Genomic DNA, 16,619 nt, shown 5'->3' on the forward strand with positions numbered 1-16,619 from the left:
AGTCGGCCGGCCTGGCCCTCGGGCGCCGCGCACCTGCGGTCGGACCTGCGGAAGGGCCGGTGCCAGAGCCGTTCGGGGCGAGTGCGTGATGCCTTCATGCCGCCGACGCTACCGACGGTGCGCTTCCGTTCGGTTACGTGATCGTGAACGTGCGAATGCCCGCGGCGCGGCCGGACGGCGAGGCGCGGGACCGGGCCGCCGGGATGCCGGACCGGGACGGCGGGGGACCGGGCCCGGGACCGCGGGCCGGTCGGCCGGGACGGCCTCGGCGCAGGTCCCGACCGGTGCCTCATGCGGGTGGGACGGCGGGCGGCCGACGGTGGATTCCGTTCCCGGTGCTCCTGGTGACGCAGGAGGCCAAGCCCGTACGTCCACGCAGCGAAGGCCGTTCCCATGCACGACACCCCGCCCGTCAACACCGCCACCGACACCGACACTGCCACCGCCGCCACCGGCACCCCTGCCGTCCCGCACGCCCGCCGCGCCCCGGCCGGCACCGCGCTCACCGGGCTTCTCGACCGGCAGGCGCGCAGCCGGCCCGGTGCCCCGGCCGTCCTCGGTGAGGCCGGCGGACTCACCTTCCGGGAGCTGTCGGAGATCGCCCGCCGGCTGGCCGCGCGGCTGCGCGACCTGGGCGCCGGACCGGACGGCTGCGTCGGCCTGTACGCGGAGCCGTCCGTCGAGCTGGTCGTCGGGGCCTGGGGCGTCCTGTACGCCGGGGCCGGCTACCTGCCGCTGTCGCCCGAGTACCCCGAGGAGCGGCTCCGCTACATGATCGAGGACAGCGGCACCGGGATCGTGCTCGCCCAGGCGCACCTGCGCGAGCGGCTGGCCGGGCTGGTCCCGGCCGGGACCGTGATCGTCACCTTCGAGGACGTCCTGCCGGTCCGGTCCCTGCCTCGGGCCACGTCCCGGGCCGTGCCTCGGGCCGAGTCCGGGCCCCTGCCTCGGGACGCCGCCGAGGAGCAGCCCGAGGAGGACGCGGCCGGGCCGGAGTCGCTGGCCTATGTGATCTACACCTCGGGCAGCACCGGCCGGCCCAAGGGCGTGCTGATCGAGCACCGCTCGGTGGTCTCCCAGCTGCGCTGGCTGCTCTCCGCCGGGCACCTCGACCCCGCGGTCACCGTGCTCCAGAAGACCCCGATGAGCTTCGACGCCGCGCAGTGGGAGATCCTCGCCCCGGCCGTCGGCGCCAGGGTGGTGGCCGGCACGCCCGGCCTCCACCGGGACCCGGAGGCGCTGGTCGCCGCCGTGCAGCGGCACCGGGTGACCGCGCTCCAGTGCGTGCCCACCCTGCTCCGGGCGCTGCTGGACACCGAGGGCTTCACCCGCTGCACCAGCCTGGCCCGGGTGTTCTCCGGCGGCGAGGCGCTGTCCCGACGGCTCGCCCGCGACCTGGTCCTGGCCCTGCCGCGGGCGGAGCTGGTCAACCTGTACGGCCCGACCGAGTGCACCATCAACGCCACCTCGTACGTGGTGGACCCGGCCGATCCGGTCGACGGAGCCGGCTCGGTGCCGATCGGCCGGCCGGTGGCCGACACCCAGTGCCACGTCCTGGACGACGCACTGGTGCCGGTGGCCGCGGACGGCGTCGGCGAGCTGTACATCGGCGGCGTCCAGCTGGCCCGCGGCTACCTGAACCGGCCGGAGCTGACCGCCGAGCGGTTCGTCCGCTCCCCGTTCGTCCCCGGCGAGCGGCTCTACCGCACCGGCGACCTCGTGCGGTGGAACCCGGACGGCACGCTCCAGTTCGCCGGCCGGGTGGACAACCAGGTCAAGCTGCGCGGGTACCGGGTCGAGCTGGACGAGATCGCCCGCGCGATCGAGGAGCACACCTGGGTGCGCCGCTCGGCCGCGGTCGTCACCGGGGACGACCGCACCGGGCACCCGGACCTGGTCGCCTGCGTCGAGCTCAACCCGCGCGAGGCGGCGCTGATGGACCAGGGCGACCACGGCGGCCACCACCAGTCCAAGGCCAGCAAGCTCCAGGTCAGGGCCCAGCTGTCCGATCCCGGCCTGCGCGACCCGGCCCGGCTGGACGGCCGCGAGCGGGTCGGGCTGCCCGGCCGGAAGGAGACCGAGGCCCAGCGCCGGGAGGCCTTCGCCCGCAAGACCTACCGCTTCTACGACGGCGGCACGGTCACCGCGGACGACCTCACCGCGCTGCTCGCCCCGCGCCCGGCCGGCACCTTCGGGCGCGGCCTGGAGCTGCTGAGCTTCCCCGAACTCGGCCGCGTACTGCGGTGGTTCGGCCAGTTCCACAGCGAGGAGCGGCTGCTGCCGAAGTACGCCTACGCCTCGCCCGGCGCGCTGTACGCGACCCAGCTGTACCTGGAGACCGGCGGCCTGGACGGGCTCGCGGCGGGGCTGTACTACTACCACCCGGTCGAGCACGCCCTGGTCCGGATCGGGCCCGCCGAGGTCCGTGCCGAGGCCTACCTGACGCTGCACTTCTCCGGGAAGCACGGCGCCATCGAGCCCGTCTACAAGAACAACATCCGTGAGGTGCTGGAGTTCGAGACCGGCCACATGCTGGGCGTCCTGGAGGAGGTGCTGCCCGAGTACGGGCTGGACGTCCGCCCGCTCGGCCCCGGCCCGGCGGCCAAGGAGCGGCTGGACGTCGCCGAGGAGGACCACTACCTGGGCGGCTTCGCGGTCGTCCGGGCCGGCGGCCCGGCGCGGGCCGAGCGCGTCGAGCTGTACGTCCAGGCCCACGAGGGCCGGGTGGACGGCCTGCCGGGCGGCCTCTACCGGTACGCCGATGGCGAGTTGACGCGCGTCGCGGACGAGGTGGTGGAGTCCAGGCACGTGATCGCGATCAACCAGGCCGTCTACGCCAGGGCCGCGTTCGGCATCACGGCCGTCAGCCGCGCCGAGGAGGAGTGGCTGGAGTACATCGAGCTGGGCACGGTGCTGCACCGCCTCCAGCGCAACGGCCTGGCCCTGGGCTTCATGTCCTCCGGCTACAGCTCCAGGTCCGGCCGTCCACTGCCCGCCGCGCGTCGCATCGACGAGATCCTGGCCGGCCGCGGCATCGCCCCGGGCCCCTCGTACTTCTTCCTCGGCGGGAAGGTGAGCGAGGAGCAGATCCGCAGCGAGGGGATGCGCGAGGACACCGTCCACATGAAGGGCCCGGCCGAGATCATCAAGGACGAACTGGCCACCCTGCTGCCCGACTACATGCTGCCCAACCGGGTGCTGGTGCTGGACGCCCTGCCGCTCACCGCGAACGGCAAGGTGGACCTCGGGGCGCTGGCCGCCTCCGAGGCCGTCCGGACGGCCGGTGTGCGCGGCGCGTACGTCGCGCCCGGCACGGAGTGCGAGCGGTGGCTGGCCGGGGTCTGGGGGCGGGCGCTGACGTACGAGGACGTCTCGGTGACGGACGAGTTCTTCGCGGTCGGCGGGAACTCGCTGATCGCCGTCGCCCTGGTCAACCGGATCAACCGCGAGTTCGGCATCGCGCTGCCGCTCCAGGTGCTGTTCGAGTGCCCCCGGCTGGGGGACCTGGCCGCGCGCATCGAGCGGGCCCGCGGTGACGGTGCCGGGCGTGGTGCCGGACGCGATGCCGGGCGTGGCGGGCGGGGCCCGGTCTCGCGGCTGGTGCCGCTGCACCCGGGGGAGGCCGGCCGGGCCGTGTTCTGCTGGCCCGGGCTGGGCGGCTACCCGATGAACCTGCGGCTGCTCGGCCGGGAGGCGCGCGGGGGCCGGGCCTTCTACGGCGTCCAGGCGCACGGCATCAACGCGGGCGAGACGCCGTACCCGACCATCCGGGAGATGGCCGCCGCCGACGTCGCCGAGCTGCGCCGGGTGCAGCCGGAGGGGCCGTACACGCTGTGGGGCTTCTCCTTCGGCGCCCGGGTCGCCTTCGAGGCGGCCTGGCAGCTGGAGCGGGCCGGGCAGCGGGTGGAGCGGCTGCTGCTGATCTGCCCCGGCAACCCGAAGGTGCGCGGGGGCGACGGCGGGCGGCGGGGCCGCGAGGCCTCGTACGCCGATCCGGCGTACCTGACCATCCTGTTCGGGGTGTTCACCGGCCGGATCCGCGGGCCCGAGCTGGAGCGCTGTCTGGCCGAGACGGTGGACGAGTCCACCTTCGTTGCCACCGTGCACCGGATGCTGCCGGAGCTGGACGAGGAGTTGATCCGCCGGATCACCGGGATCGTCGGCGAGACCTACGAGTTCGAGTACAGCTTCCGCGAACTCGCCGAGCGGCGGCTGGACGCCCGGGTGACGGTCTTCAAGGCCGCGGGCGACGACTACTCCTTCATCGAGGGCAGCAGTGGCTACTCCGCCGCCCCGCCCACCGTGGTCGACCTGTCGGGTGACCACTACGGGGTGCTGCGGGAGCACGGGGTCGCCGAACTCGCCGCCGCGATCCGGGAGGTGGAGCGGTCGGCTCCGGCTCCCACGTCGGTAGCGGGTGATCTCCCGGGCCGCTGATCGGATGATGTGGAAACGCTCACGGATGGCCCAGAATCCGTGAGCGGAGCGGCCCCTTCGGATAGGGATGGCTCGGCTTCACCGCCGATCCCGTCTCCCTCCGAAGGGGCTTTCCGATGTCCGTGAAGAACTCCGCACTGGCCACGGCCTGTTGCGCCCTGCTGCTCGCCCTGCCGCTCGCCCTCGCCCAGCCGGCCGCCGCCGACGGCCCCACGACACCCGAGGAGGCCGCCACCTGCCGGCAGGTGATCGGCACCCTGTTCGGCGGCTTCGGCTCGATGCTGGCGAACTCGGCCTGCGTCGTCCGGCCCGCCGACCGGGGCTGAGCCGCCACCCGTGCCGCGCCCTCGCCGGTGCGGGCCCCGGTGGGCCCGCACCGGCGTCGGCCCGGTGGCGGGGTGGGGGATGGCGCCGGCCTCGCTCCCGGCCCGGTCCTTCCGGGCGGCCGTCGGTCGGCTTCCCCGACGGTAGGCCGGGTGCCACGGCCGGGCAACGCCGAACCGCCCCCGAACCGCCCCCGCGCCGGACGGGTGGCGGACGGGTGGCGGGCGGACGATGAGGACGAGGCGGAGCCCCGGTCCGGGGGTGACCGCCGGAACCCCCTGAGAACGGAGCCGTGCCGTGAACGAGTTCCTGGTCGAGATCACGACCGTCGTGCCCGAGGGCACCCCCGCCGAGGAGGTGGACCGGCGGCGCGCCGCCGAGGCCGTCCGCGCCCGTGAGCTGGCCGCCGCCGGACGGCTGGTACGGCTGTGGCGGCCGGTGGGCGAGCGCCGCAGCATCGGCGTCTGGGCGGCGGCGGACGAGGCGGAGCTGCGTGCGGAGGTGCTCGGCAGTCTGCCGCTGTGGCCGTGGATGACGGCCACGGTGACGGCCTTGGAGCCGCACCCGAACGACCCGGGGAACCGGCTCTGACGGCCGGTCGGGCGGCTTGGGCGGCCGGGCTTCGGCAGAGCTCCCGGGGGCGATCGGGCCGGTGCCGAAACGCCGGTGCACGGCCCTGATGCGGTGGCGTACCATCCGTGGGTTCGTTCAGCGAACGATCACACGAGTGAGATGAGACGGGCGGTATGGAAGCCGAGCAGTCCCCCACCCCGGAGCCCGCCATCGAGGAGCCCGGCGGCCTCCGGGCGATCTGGGCGAACACCCTGGAACCGGTGGCTCCCCTGCCCTGGTATCGCAGGACGTCCCCCAAGGCCCTGATCGCGGGGGCGGTGGTCGTGGGCCTGTTCACCGCGCTGACCGTGGCCGTGGTGACCGGCGCCGGCGACCTGCCCAGGCACCGGATCGTGCTGCCGGAGGAGATCGGCTACCAGTTCCGGCTGCCGGAGGACGAGTCCTTCAGGGCCGGGCGCCTCGACATGGAGAAGAACCTGACCCCGTTCCGCCCGTACCGGGAGCTGGCGATGGCTGCCTACGGGAGCGCCGGGTCGACCGAGCCCTCGCTGACGGTGATCGGGCTGACCGGGACCTTCGCGGACGCGAGGTACCAGCTGGACAGGTTCTTCGCCGTGGATCCGGTGACCGGCGACAAGGCCGTGGACCGCCGGGACTACCCGGCGGGTCCCCTCCAGGGCGCGCTCGACTGCGCGGTGGTGGGGTCCGGAGAGGACTCGGGGGCCGTCTGCGCGTGGGCGGACGGAACCACGCTCGGCATCGTCATCGACTGGACCGGCGAGCTCGCGCCGCAGGACCTGGCGCAGCGCACGCTGGAGATCCGCGCGGCGGTCGAGGTCGAGGCGAAGGACTGACCGCCGTCCTGGCCGGCACCGGTCGACCCGCCCGGCGCCGGCCGGGACCCGCTACCGCAGCAGCCCGGCGGCCGTCGCCTTGACCTCGGCGAGCAGGAGCCGGAGGTCGGCCTCCGTCGTGGTGGCGTTGAGGAGGCAGGCGCGGAGCATCTCGTCGGTGCCGAGCCGGGCGCCGGTCACGAACACCCGGCCGCGCTGCTGGACGGCGGCGGGGAGGTCGCGGTTGAGGGCGTCGCGGGCCCGCTCGTCCAGCCCCGGCGCGCGGTGGCGGAACGCCACGATCGAGGTCTGCACCTCGGCGAGCAGCTCCAACTCCTCGTCCACCGCGATGAGTTCGCCGAGGCGGCGGGCCAGCGCGGTGCACCGGGCGATGTCCTGGGCGAGGCCGGCCCGGCCCTTGTGGGCGATGGTGGCCCAGACCTTGAGGGCGCGGAAGGGCCGGGTCTGCTCGGTGCCGTACTCGGAGAACCAGCCGAGCGCGCCGGCCGCCTCGTCGCGCAGGTAGGACGGGACGAGGCTGAAGGTGCCGCGCAGCTCCTCGGTGTCGCGGACCAGCGCGCAGCCGCAGTCGACCGGGACGCCGAGCCACTTGTGCGGGTCGAGGGCGAGCGAGTCGGCGCGCTCCAGGCCGGCGTAGCGGTGGGCGATGGCCGGGTCGAGCCGGCCGAAGGCGCCGTACGCGCCGTCCACGTGCAGCCAGAGCCGCTGCTCCTCGCACAGGTCGGCGATCGGGCCGAACTCGTCCACCGCGCCGGTGCCGACGGTGCCGGCCGAGGCGACGACCAGGAAGGGCAGCAGGCCGTCCGCACGGTCCCGCTCGACGGCCGAGCGCAGGTCGGCGATGTCCAGCCGGCCGTCGGGGCCGGTGGCCACGGTGCGCAGCTGCCTGCTGCCGAGGCCGAGGAGTTCGGCGGCCTTGCGGACGCAGGTGTGGGTCTCGCCGGTGACGTAGCCGACCAGCGGCGGCAGGCTGCCCAGGCCGTCCTCGCGGACGTTCCGGCCGGCCTGCCGGGCGGCCCGGTCGCGGGCGGCGGCGAGGCAGACGATGGTCGCCATCGAGGTGCCGGAGGTGAGCAGGCCGCCGCCGGCCGGGTGCGGGAAGCCGACCAGCTCGGCTATCCAGCGGACCACGGCGCGCTCCAGGTGGACGTCGGCGTGGTCGCCGCCGGCCGAGCTGGGGTTCATCGCGGAGGCGGCGAGGGTGGCGAGCACCCCGGCGGGCGCGGGGGCGGAGTTGACCCAGCCGAAGAAGCGCGGGTTGCCGTTGCCCATCGGGTACGGGAGGACGTCGCGCCCGATGGCGCCGATCAGCTCGTCGAGCGGGCGGCCCCCGGCGGGCAGCGGGGCGTCGAGCAGGGCCCGGCGGGCGGTCTCGTCCATGGGCTGCCAGACCGGGCGGTCGGGCAGTTCGGCGAGGTAGTCGGCGACGAGGTCGGCGGTGGCGTGGGCGGCGCTGCGGAAGTCGGCGCTGCGGACTTCGGCGCCGGGGAAGTCCTCGGTGGTCATGGGCGTGCTCCAGGGAGGCCGGGGGGAGGGACTGGGGGAGGCGCGGCTTCCTCGGCGCACCGTGGTCCGGTGATCTTACGGAGAGTCGATCGTACGAAAAAGGGCCCGCGCCGTGGCGCGGGCCCTCATGGTGAGACGGGAGTGCAGGTCAGCGGGGCCGGGGAAGGCCGGTCCGGGGAGGCCATGGGCGTCAGTCCAGCGTGCTGGACAGGCCGCTCGCCGAGCGGCAGTACCCCTGCATCTCCTTGTCGGTGATCTTGGCGCAGAGCCGTCCTGCCGCGCCGCCGTCGGTGTAGTTGACCGTGTAGTAGCTGACCAGGCCCTCGGCGCAGGCCTTGCGCTGCCAGCCGTCCGCCGCGGTGGCGCACTGCTGGGACGCCCAGTCCTCGCGGTCCAGGTTGTACTTCATGGTGCGCGAGCCGACCCCGCGGCTGCAGTCCACCGCCCCGCCGCCGGCCTTGCCGTTGAGGCACCACTTGAGGGCCTCGGCGTAGACCTCGGGGTGGTTCGGGTAGTCGTGCGAGGACAGGTAGAACGTCGGGGCGTAGAAGAAGCAGGCGGACTGGAACAGCGACGGCTGGTCCTTGCACGGGTAGAGCGGGTCCTGGGCGAGCTTGTCGGCGGGCAGGTTGGCCTTGGCCTGCTCGTCCTCCTCGTCCGGACCGAAGAGCTGCATGAACAGGCCCTCGGAGCAGCGGATCCTGTTCTGGTCGGAGGGGAACTTGTTGCACAGGTCGCGCGCCTTGGCCACGTCCTGCTTGACCACGAACATGGTGCCGTGGCCGACGCCGTGGATGCAGGGCCCGCTGTTCTTGGGTGCGCAGAGCTTGAGCAGGTCCGTCTCCGGCTGGGAGGAGGCGTTGAGCATCTCCTCGACCGCGCCGTGCAGGTAGCCGGCCGCGCAGGTCTCGTGCGGGAAGGAGATGACCTTCTGGAAGTCGGCGTTGAAGCGCTTGACCGCCGCGTGGCCGAGCTCGTGCGCGATCGGGTGGCAGAAGCGCACGGTGTACGGCTTCTCCTTGCTGATCTTGTCGAGGTCGGCCAGGGCGACACCGGGATCGGTGGCGTCCATCTCGGCCATCAGCTTGTTGCGGAGCGTCGAGCGGGTCCACACCGCCGGGTCGCCGGTCGGGGTGGCGCTCGCGGGACCGGCCGCGGCCGGCTGGGCGCCGGCTCCGGCGGCGGGGGCCCCGGAGGCCTTGGCGGCCTGGGTCGCGGTGGCCGCCGCGGGCGACCAGTCGGTGACGGCCACCGACCCCAGGCCCAGGACGCCCAGGAGCAGGGCGGTGAGAATCGCGAAGACTCGCGGCTGCATGACGGGATCCCCCGGCGGATCGAGGCGAACGTTTCGTTCCCATCCTGACGGCACATGAGCGGGTTATCCGCGAAATCGCCCGCCATTCGGGAGGTGTCGGCGACGCTACCGCACCGTGGGACCCCGGAGTCCGGCGGGATGCTTCCCCACAATCACCCGGACGGAGTATCCGGGCGCGGCCGGGGACCGCTGCGCCGTCCGGGTGGCGGTCCTCGGTGCCCGGGTGCTCACAGCTCCAGCGTCACCTGGTACTCCGTCAGCCAGGCGTCGAAGTCCAGCGCGAGGTCCACGGCCAGCCGGACGGACTGCGGGTCGGTCTCCGGGGCGAGCGCGTCGGCGAGGCGCCGCCGGTCGAGCAGGTCCAGGGCCGGGGACCTGCGCTCGGCGGCGAGCCGGGCGAGTTCGGCGCGCAGCTTCGCCGGGTAGTGCGGGTCGGTGGTGACCGGGTACGGGCTCTTCGCCCGCTCGGCGACGGCGGCCGGCAGCACGTCCCGGACGGCCGCGCGCAGCAGGCTCTTCTCCCGCCCGTCGAAGGACTTCATCGCCCACGGGGCGTTGAACACGTACTGGACCAGCCGGTGGTCGCAGAACGGCACCCGTACCTCCAGGCCGTTGGTCATGCTCATCCGGTCCTTGCGGTCGAGCAGGATGCAGACGAAGCGGGTCAGGTTGAGGTACGAGATCTCGCGCATCCGCCGCTCCGTCGGATCGGCCGCCGGCAGGTGCGGGACCTCCGCGATCGCCTCGCGGTAGCGGGCCCTGCGGTAGCCGTCCAGATCGAGCTTGCGGAGCAGTTCGGCGTCGAGGAGGTGCTCGCGCGGGGTGGCGCCGCCGCCGGCGATGTCGGTGAGCCCGAGCGCCCAGGGGAAGTCCTCGACGGCGATCGTCTTCGGGTCGTGGAACCAGCGGTAGCCGCCGAAGAGCTCGTCCGCGGACTCGCCGGACAGGGCGACGGTGGAGTGCCGGCGCACGCCCCGGAAGAGCAGCATCAGCGAGGTGTCCATGTCGCCGACGCCGTTCGGCAGGTCGCGGGCGCGCAGCACGACGGAGCGCCGGGACGGGTCGGAGAGGTCGGCGGCGTCCAGCTCGATGACGCTGTGGTCGGCGCCGACGTGGTCGGCGAGCAGCCGGGCGAACGGGCCGTCCTGGGTCTGCCGGACGTCGTCGGCGAGGAAGGTCTCGCTCTGGCCCGCGAAGCCGACGGCGAAGGAGCGCACCGGCCCTGCCCCGGCGGCGCCCAGCGTCCGGGCGGCGAGGGCGGTGACGGCGCTGGAGTCCAGGCCGCCGGAGAGCAGCGAGCAGAGCGGCACGTCCGATTCGAGCTGACGGTGCACGATGTCGTCCAGCAGGGCCCGGACGGTGGCGACGGTGGCCTCCAGGCTGTCCGCGTGCTCGCGTGCCTCCAGCGCCCAGTAGCGGCGGACCGAGAGGCCCTCGCGGCGCACCCGGACGACGTGCCCGGGCCGGACCTCGTGGATGTCCCGGTACGGGGTGAGGCCGGGCGTGCGGGTGTAGCCGAGCAGTTCGCGCAGCCCGTCCAGGTCCACCACGGGGCGTACGGCGGGGTGGGCGAGCAGGGCCTTGACCTCGGAGCCGAAGACCACGCCGTCCCGGGTGCGGTGGTAGTACAGGGGTTTGACGCCCATCCGGTCGCGGACCAGCAGCAGCTCCTCGCGCCGGATGTCCCACACCGCGAAGGCGAACATCCCGTTGAGCCGCTCGGCCAGGTGTTCGCCCCACTCCAGGTAGGCGCGCAGCACGACCTCGGTGTCGCTGCGGGTGCGGAAGCGGTGCCCGGCCGCCTCCAGTTCCGCGCGCAGCTCGCGGTGGTTGTAGACCTCGCCGCTGTAGGTGAGGACGGCCAGTGGCCGGCCGTCGTGCTCGGCCGTCATCGGCTGGACGCCGCCCGCGATGTCGATCACCGCGAGCCGGCGGTGGCCGAGCGCGGCGTGCGGCTCCAGGTGGACGCCGCCGGCGTCCGGGCCGCGGCGGAGCTGGGTGGCCGTCATCGCGTCGAGGACACCCCGCTCGGCGGTGAGGTCGCGCTCGTAGGCGACCCATCCGGTGATCCCGCACATCCGCAAGCCTCCGGTCTTCCGCTTCGTGTTCAAGGGGTCACGCTACGTGCGGAGTCGTCGCCGCTTCAAGGGGCTTTCGAGAACCGGGGCGAACGGGTGGCCGGTCGGCACCCGAATGTGAAGAAGCGATGGAGCTAGGCTGAAAGTCGTAATGTCTGCCCGATTTCGGGCAGGAACTTTGGATCCGACGGTCCGTCCGACCTAGGCTCCTCACTCGTGCCGAGCTCACCCCACCCTCACGAAGACCTCCTCGCCCACCTCACCAGGACCAGCCCGCTCGGGCCCAGGGAGGCGGCGCGGGTCGTGGCGGAGGTGCTGGCGTACTTCTCCGAGAACACCGAGGAGTACGTGCGCCGCCGCCACACCGAGCTCCAGGCACGCGGTCTGACCAACGAGCGGATCTTCGCCAGGCTCGCCGAGGAACTGCCGCAGCGCCGGGTCGCAGCGCCGGAGCTCTCGGCCCGCCAGCTGCGGCGGATCGTCTACGGCTGAGCCGCCGTTCCCGACCTTCTGAAGACCTCCGGAGAGGAGACCACGCATGTGCGGAATCGTGGCCTACATCGGCCCCAAGGACGCGACCCCCTTCCTGCTGGAGGGGCTGGCGCGGCTGGAGTACCGCGGCTACGACTCGGCCGGCGTCGCCGTCACCGGGCGCGGCGGCGGGATCAAGCTCCGCAAGGTGAAGGGCCGGGTGGCCGACCTGGCCGCCGCCGTGCCGGCCCGGTTCAAGGGCACCACCGGCATCGGCCACACCCGCTGGGCCACCCACGGCGTCCCCAGCGACGCCAACGCCCACCCCCACCTGGACGGCGCCGAGCGCATCGCCGTCGTCCACAACGGCATCGTCGAGAACGCCGACGAGCTGCGGGCCAAGCTCACCGCCGACGGCGCGGTGTTCCGCTCCGAGACCGACACCGAGGTGCTCGCCCACCTGATCGCCGCGAACGTCGCCGAGGGCGTCGAGCTGGAGGACGCCGTCCGCGCCGCGCTCGGCCGGGTGGTCGGCACCTACGGCATCGCGGTGCTCGACGCCGAGCGGCCGGACCGGATCGTGGTCGCCCGCAACGGCAGCCCGATCGTGCTGGGCATCGGCGAGAAGGAGATGTTCGTCGCCTCGGACGTCTCCGCGCTGGTCCGCTACACCCGCCAGGTCGTCCACCTGGAGGACGGCGAGCTGGCCACCGTCCGGGCCGACGGCTTCCGCACCTTCACCGAGGACGCCCGCACCACGCACCGCCAGCCGTCCACCGTGGACTGGGAGGTCGACTCCTACGACACCGGCGGCTACGAGCACTTCCTGCTCAAGGAGATCCACGAGCAGCCCGGCTCGGTCGAGCGCACCCTGAGCGGCCGGCTCGACGAGCGCTTCGCCACCGCGCACCTCGGCGGCCTCAACCTGGATGCCAGGGAGCTGCGCGAGATCCGCCGGGTGAAGATCCTCGGCTGCGGATCGGCCTACTACGCGGGCGAGATGGGCGCGCAGCTGATCGAGGAGCTGGCCCGGATCCCCGCGCACAGCGAGCCGGCCTCGGAGTTCCGCTACCGGAACCCGGTGATCGAGGCGGACACCCTGTACGTCGCGGTCAGCCAGTCCGGCGAGACCTACGACACGCTGGCCGCCGTCCAGGAGGTCAAGCGCAAGGGCGGCCGGGTGCTCGGCGTCGTCAACACCGTGGGCAGTGCTATCGCCCGAGAGTGTGACGGCGGTATCTACCTGCACGCCGGTCCCGAGGTCTCGGTCGCCTCCACCAAGGCGTTCACCTCCACCGTGGTCGCCTTCGCGCTGCTCGCCCTGCACTTCGGGCGCATCCACGACCTGTCGCCCGCCGACGGGCGCCGGATCGTCTCGGCGCTCAAGGCGCTGCCGGACCAGATCCGCGAGGTGCTGGAGCAGAGCGAGGCCATCGCCGGACTCGCCGCCGAGTACGCCGACTCAACGGGCATGATGTTCATCGGCCGGGTGCGCGGCTACCCGGTGGCCCGCGAAGGCGCGCAGAAGCTCAAGGAGATCTCCTACGTGCACGCCGAGGCCTACCCGGCGAGCGAGCTCAAGCACGGCCCGCTGGCGCTGATCAGCCCCGAACTGCCCACCGTGGCACTGGTGCCGGACGACGAGCTGCTGGACAAGAACCTGACCACGCTGGGCGAGATCAAGGCCCGCTCGGGGCGGGTCATCGCCATCGCCCACCGGCGGCCGGAGGAGAAGCTCGCGGACCACTGCATCCTGGTGCCCAGGAGCGAGCCCGAGCTGGACCCGCTGCTGCTCAACATCCCGCTCCAGCTGCTCGCGTACCACGCGGCGGTCTCCCTCGGCCGGGACGTGGACAAGCCGCGCAACCTGGCGAAGAGCGTGACGGTGGAGTAGCCGTCACCCCGGGCAGCCGGGCAGCCGGACGGCCGTCGCCGTTGGAACCACCGGGCCCCGGTCGCCGTGCGGACGGCCGGGGCCCGGTCGCCCGCTTCCTCAGAAGACCGAGCACCCCGAGAGGGTGGTCAGGGTGTCCAGGGCGGTGACCGCGGCGACGGAGTTGCCGGCCTGGTCGAGGCGCGGGCCCCAGGCGCAGACCGCGGCACGGCCGGGGAGTATGGCGAGGACGCCGCCGCCGACGCCGCTCTTGCCGGGCAGGCCCACCCGGAAGGCGAACTCGCCGGCCGCGTCGTAGGTGCCGCAGGTGAGCAGGACGGCGTTGAGCCGCTTCGCCTCGCTGCGGGACACCAGCCGGGTGCCGTCGGTGCGCACGCCGTAGCGGGCGAGGAAGGAGCCGGCCAGCACCAGGTCGCGGCAGCCGGCGGCGACGGCGCAGTGGGCGTAGTAGTGCTCCAGGACGGTCTCGACCGGGTTCTCCAGGTTGCCGTGGCTGGCGATGAAGTGGGCCAGCGCCGCGTTGCGGTGGCCGTGTTCGGCCTCCGAGGCGGCGACCACCGGGTCGGTGTCGAGCAGCGGGTTCCCGGACTCGCGGCGCAGGAACTCCCGTACCGCGCCGGAGGCGTCGCCGGTCATGGTCTGGAGGCGGTCGGTGACCACCAGGGCCCCGGCGTTGATGAACGGGTTGCGCGGGATGCCGTGTTCGGTCTCCAGCTGCACCAGGGAGTTGAACGGGTTGCCGGACGGCTCGCGGCCGACGCCCCGCCAGAGCGTGTCGCCGCCGTAGGCCACCGCGAGGGCGAGCGAGAACAGCTTCGAGACGCTCTGGACGGAGAACGGCCGCTCCCAGTCCCCGACGCCGTACAGCTCCCCGTCGACGGTGGCGACGGCCATGCCGAAGGCCTCCGGGTCGGCGGTGGCGAGGGCCGGGATGTAGTCGGCGACCCGGCCCCGGCCCGTGGTCGCCCGGGCGGCCGCCTCCGCGGCCTCCAGCAGCACCGGCCAGTCCAGGTTCTCCCCGGTGGTCACACCGTTCAACGCTTCTCCTCCACGCTCTTCCCTGCTTCACCGGCACCGACGGCGGACACGACCGGGACCGGGCGCGCGGTGCGGGTGCGTCCGGTCCGACCAGGATTATCCGTGTTTCGGGCGGACGGTTCGGGAGGGGGTGGGGGGTCGGTGTCGTTCAGGGCCGTGCGGTGCCATGCGATGCCGTGCGGCGCCGCGGTTCGACGGGCGGGTCGGCGGGTCGGCTACGGCGCGTTGGTGGGGGCCTGGACGGGCGGGCCGGTGAGCAGGACGCCGGCATCCCCGTACGGGCGGCCGTTGGGGACGCAGCCGTGCAGGCCCTTGATCTGCTGCATCATCACCGGCGCCGGGGCACCAGGGCCGGGGCAGTCGACGTGGCCGTTGCCGAGGATGTGGCCGACCTCGTGGTTGACGGCGAGCGCGTGGTACTGCTCGGGCTGCCCCTGGTAGAACTCGGACAGCTCGGTCCAGCGCTTGAGGTTGATGACCACCTGGTGGGTGACGCCGCAGTTCACCCAGCCGCCGGTGTCCAGCCCGTACTGGCCGCAGATCCGGTCGGTGGACTTCGGGGTGGCCAGGTAGACGGTGAAGTCCACCGGGTCGGCGGGCATCCGCTGGAACGAGGCCGTGCCGCCGGCCGCCCAGCCGTGCGTGACGTCGCCGAGGACCGCGTCCACCTCGGCGGCGAACTGTTCCGGGCTCTCCGCGATCCCGTCCTCCACCCGCACCTTGTAGCGGTACAGGTGCTCGCCGGTGCCGAAGCGGGCGGACCCGCCGGGCGCGGTGGTGAACGCCAGCCGGTCCGGGTCCTCGTCGCTCCACGGCTGCCACCAGAGCAGGCCGGAGGCCAGGGCCGCGACCAGCGCGAGGACGAGGGCGCCGTGCCAGGGCTTCCAGCGGCGGAGCCGTATGAGGGGGCGGGGCGGGGCCGGGGTGGACATGGCGGAAGCGCTCCAGGACGGATCGGCGGACCGGGCGGCCGGGCGGCCGGGCGGCGACCTGGCGGTCCGCGGTGGTACCCGGGTGGTGCCCGGTGCTGCGAAGGGACGTACCTGGAGGAACGCGACGGGGTGGGGCGGCGGTTCGGGAAGCCAGGCAAGTGTGGCGTGCGCCACGGTGCGGGCCCTGTCGGACGGGAGGCCCGGGTGGTTCCCTGAACCGCTCGATGGTGTCACCCGTACGGCGTGTCCCTGCGCGGCGCCGTCGGATTCGGGTGTCGTGGTGCCGGTCGATCCGTCCGGGTCGATCCCTCCCGTCCGCCATGCCATCGGAGGCACCGCCATGTCCACCACCGCTGTTTTCACCGTCGACGGGATGAGCTGCGGCCACTGCGAGCGGACGGTCAGTGCCGGGCTCGCCATGCTGCCCGGCGTCACCGACGTCAGTGCCGACGCGCCGAGCGGGCGGGTCACCGTGGCCTCCGCGCAGCCGCTGGACGAGGCGGTGGTGCGCGGGGCGGTCGACGGGGCCGGGTTCACCTTCGTCGGGCGGGCCTGAGGGCGGCTCCGGGGCCCGTCGGACGATGCCGACGGGCCCCGACGGCGGCCGGCCCGGGCTCAGCCCATGCTCTTCGCGCCGTCCAGGGACTCCCGGATGATGTCGGCGTGGCCGGCGTGCTGGGCGGTCTCGTTGGCGACGTGCAGCAGCACCCGGCGGGCCGACCACGTGACGTCCGCGTCGAACCAGGGGGCCTTCGGCAGCGGCTGGGCGGCGTCCAGGTCGGGCAGGTCGGCGACCAGCCGGTCGGTGTGCCGGGCCACCTCGGCGTAGGCGGCGAGCACGCCGGCCAGCGTCTCGCCGGGCAGCATCCGGAACTCGTCCGCGCGGCGGGCGAGGTCCTCCTCGGTCCAGTTGGTGAAGTCGGGCATCGCGGACGGGCCCCGGACGATGAACTCCGCCCAGGTCCGCTCGACGCTGGTCACGTGCTTGATCAGGCCGCCCAGGCACAGCTCGCTCGCACAGGTCCGCAGGCCGGCCTGCTCGTCGGTGAGGTCGCGGGTGGTGAAGCGGAGGAAGTGCCGCTGCTTCTCCAGGGCCTCCAGGAGGTCGGCGCGCTCGCCGGTGAGCTTGCCGGTGGCGGTGGTGGTCGCGGTGGTGGTGGCGTCGGTGGTGGTCATGGTGTCGGCCCTTCGTTCGGT

The 16,619-nt window shown here is 73.7% G+C and carries 13 protein-coding genes; 7 read left to right on the plus strand and 6 right to left on the minus strand.

All coding sequences use genetic code 11. From position 1 onward, the window contains the following. Positions 1–393: 393 nt before the first annotated feature. The 4 genes from BU198_RS38175 to BU198_RS38190 all read left to right on the plus strand — a co-directional run bounded on the left by BU198_RS38175 (position 394) and on the right by BU198_RS38190 (position 6,188). Entirely contained in the window at positions 394–4,437 is a 4,044-nt protein-coding gene (locus tag BU198_RS38175) for an amino acid adenylation domain-containing protein (protein WP_188297399.1), read from the plus strand. Positions 4,438–4,553: 116 nt separating this feature from the next. Continuing rightward, complete coding sequence (locus tag BU198_RS38180) at positions 4,554–4,763, plus strand: hypothetical protein (protein WP_188297400.1); 210 nt, start codon at positions 4,554–4,556, stop codon at positions 4,761–4,763. A gap of 295 nt (positions 4,764–5,058) precedes the next feature. Next, entirely contained in the window at positions 5,059–5,352 is a 294-nt protein-coding gene (locus BU198_RS38185) for a muconolactone Delta-isomerase family protein (RefSeq protein WP_188297401.1), read from the plus strand. Between the two features lie 155 nt (positions 5,353–5,507). Next, positions 5,508–6,188, plus strand: a complete 681-nt coding sequence (locus BU198_RS38190) for a hypothetical protein (RefSeq protein ID WP_188297402.1) — start codon at positions 5,508–5,510, stop codon at positions 6,186–6,188. A gap of 51 nt (positions 6,189–6,239) precedes the next feature. Here the strand turns inward: BU198_RS38190 and BU198_RS38195 are convergent, their stop codons facing one another. The 3 genes from BU198_RS38195 to asnB all read right to left on the minus strand — a co-directional run bounded on the left by BU198_RS38195 (position 6,240) and on the right by asnB (position 11,087). Further along, the gene (locus BU198_RS38195) at positions 6,240–7,694 is read right to left on the minus strand and encodes a pyridoxal phosphate-dependent decarboxylase family protein (protein ID WP_188297403.1); all 1,455 of its coding nucleotides are present in this window, start codon (positions 7,692–7,694) and stop codon (positions 6,240–6,242) included. A 190-nt stretch (positions 7,695–7,884) separates the two neighbouring features. Further along, positions 7,885–9,009, minus strand: coding sequence for a hypothetical protein (locus BU198_RS38200; RefSeq protein WP_188297404.1), 1,125 nt, complete (start codon positions 9,007–9,009; stop codon positions 7,885–7,887). A gap of 227 nt (positions 9,010–9,236) precedes the next feature. Beyond that, on the minus strand, positions 9,237–11,087 hold the full coding sequence (asnB, locus tag BU198_RS38205; protein WP_188297420.1) for an asparagine synthase (glutamine-hydrolyzing): 1,851 nt from the start codon (positions 11,085–11,087) through the stop codon (positions 9,237–9,239). 216 nt (positions 11,088–11,303) lie between these two features. On the opposite strand from asnB, the gene BU198_RS38210 reads away from it, so the two are divergent. After that, positions 11,304–11,579: a hypothetical protein gene (locus BU198_RS38210; RefSeq protein WP_030239679.1), complete on the plus strand. Its 276-nt coding sequence runs from the start codon at positions 11,304–11,306 to the stop codon at positions 11,577–11,579. 46 nt (positions 11,580–11,625) lie between these two features. Beyond that, on the plus strand, positions 11,626–13,452 hold the full coding sequence (gene glmS / locus BU198_RS38215) for a glutamine--fructose-6-phosphate transaminase (isomerizing) (RefSeq protein ID WP_188297405.1): 1,827 nt from the start codon (positions 11,626–11,628) through the stop codon (positions 13,450–13,452). A gap of 99 nt (positions 13,453–13,551) precedes the next feature. Here the strand turns inward: glmS and BU198_RS38220 are convergent, their stop codons facing one another. Both BU198_RS38220 and BU198_RS38225 read right to left on the minus strand, forming a co-directional pair. Further along, positions 13,552–14,463 carry a glutaminase gene (locus BU198_RS38220; RefSeq protein ID WP_188297421.1) on the minus strand — a complete coding sequence of 304 codons (912 nt, stop codon included), beginning with the start codon at positions 14,461–14,463 and terminating at the stop codon, positions 13,552–13,554. 242 nt (positions 14,464–14,705) lie between these two features. Continuing rightward, positions 14,706–15,422, minus strand: a complete 717-nt coding sequence (locus BU198_RS38225) for a DUF3152 domain-containing protein (RefSeq protein WP_188297406.1) — start codon at positions 15,420–15,422, stop codon at positions 14,706–14,708. A gap of 340 nt (positions 15,423–15,762) precedes the next feature. On the opposite strand from BU198_RS38225, the gene BU198_RS38230 reads away from it, so the two are divergent. Further along, positions 15,763–15,978: a heavy-metal-associated domain-containing protein gene (locus BU198_RS38230; protein ID WP_188297407.1), complete on the plus strand. Its 216-nt coding sequence runs from the start codon at positions 15,763–15,765 to the stop codon at positions 15,976–15,978. A gap of 59 nt (positions 15,979–16,037) precedes the next feature. On the opposite strand, the gene BU198_RS38235 is transcribed toward BU198_RS38230, so the two are convergent. Continuing rightward, complete coding sequence (locus BU198_RS38235) at positions 16,038–16,598, minus strand: DinB family protein (protein WP_188297408.1); 561 nt, start codon at positions 16,596–16,598, stop codon at positions 16,038–16,040. Between the last annotated feature and the right edge of the window lie 21 nt (positions 16,599–16,619).

This window comes from Streptomyces sp. CBMA156 (assembly GCF_014596515.1).
GTDB lineage: Bacteria > Actinomycetota > Actinomycetes > Streptomycetales > Streptomycetaceae > Kitasatospora.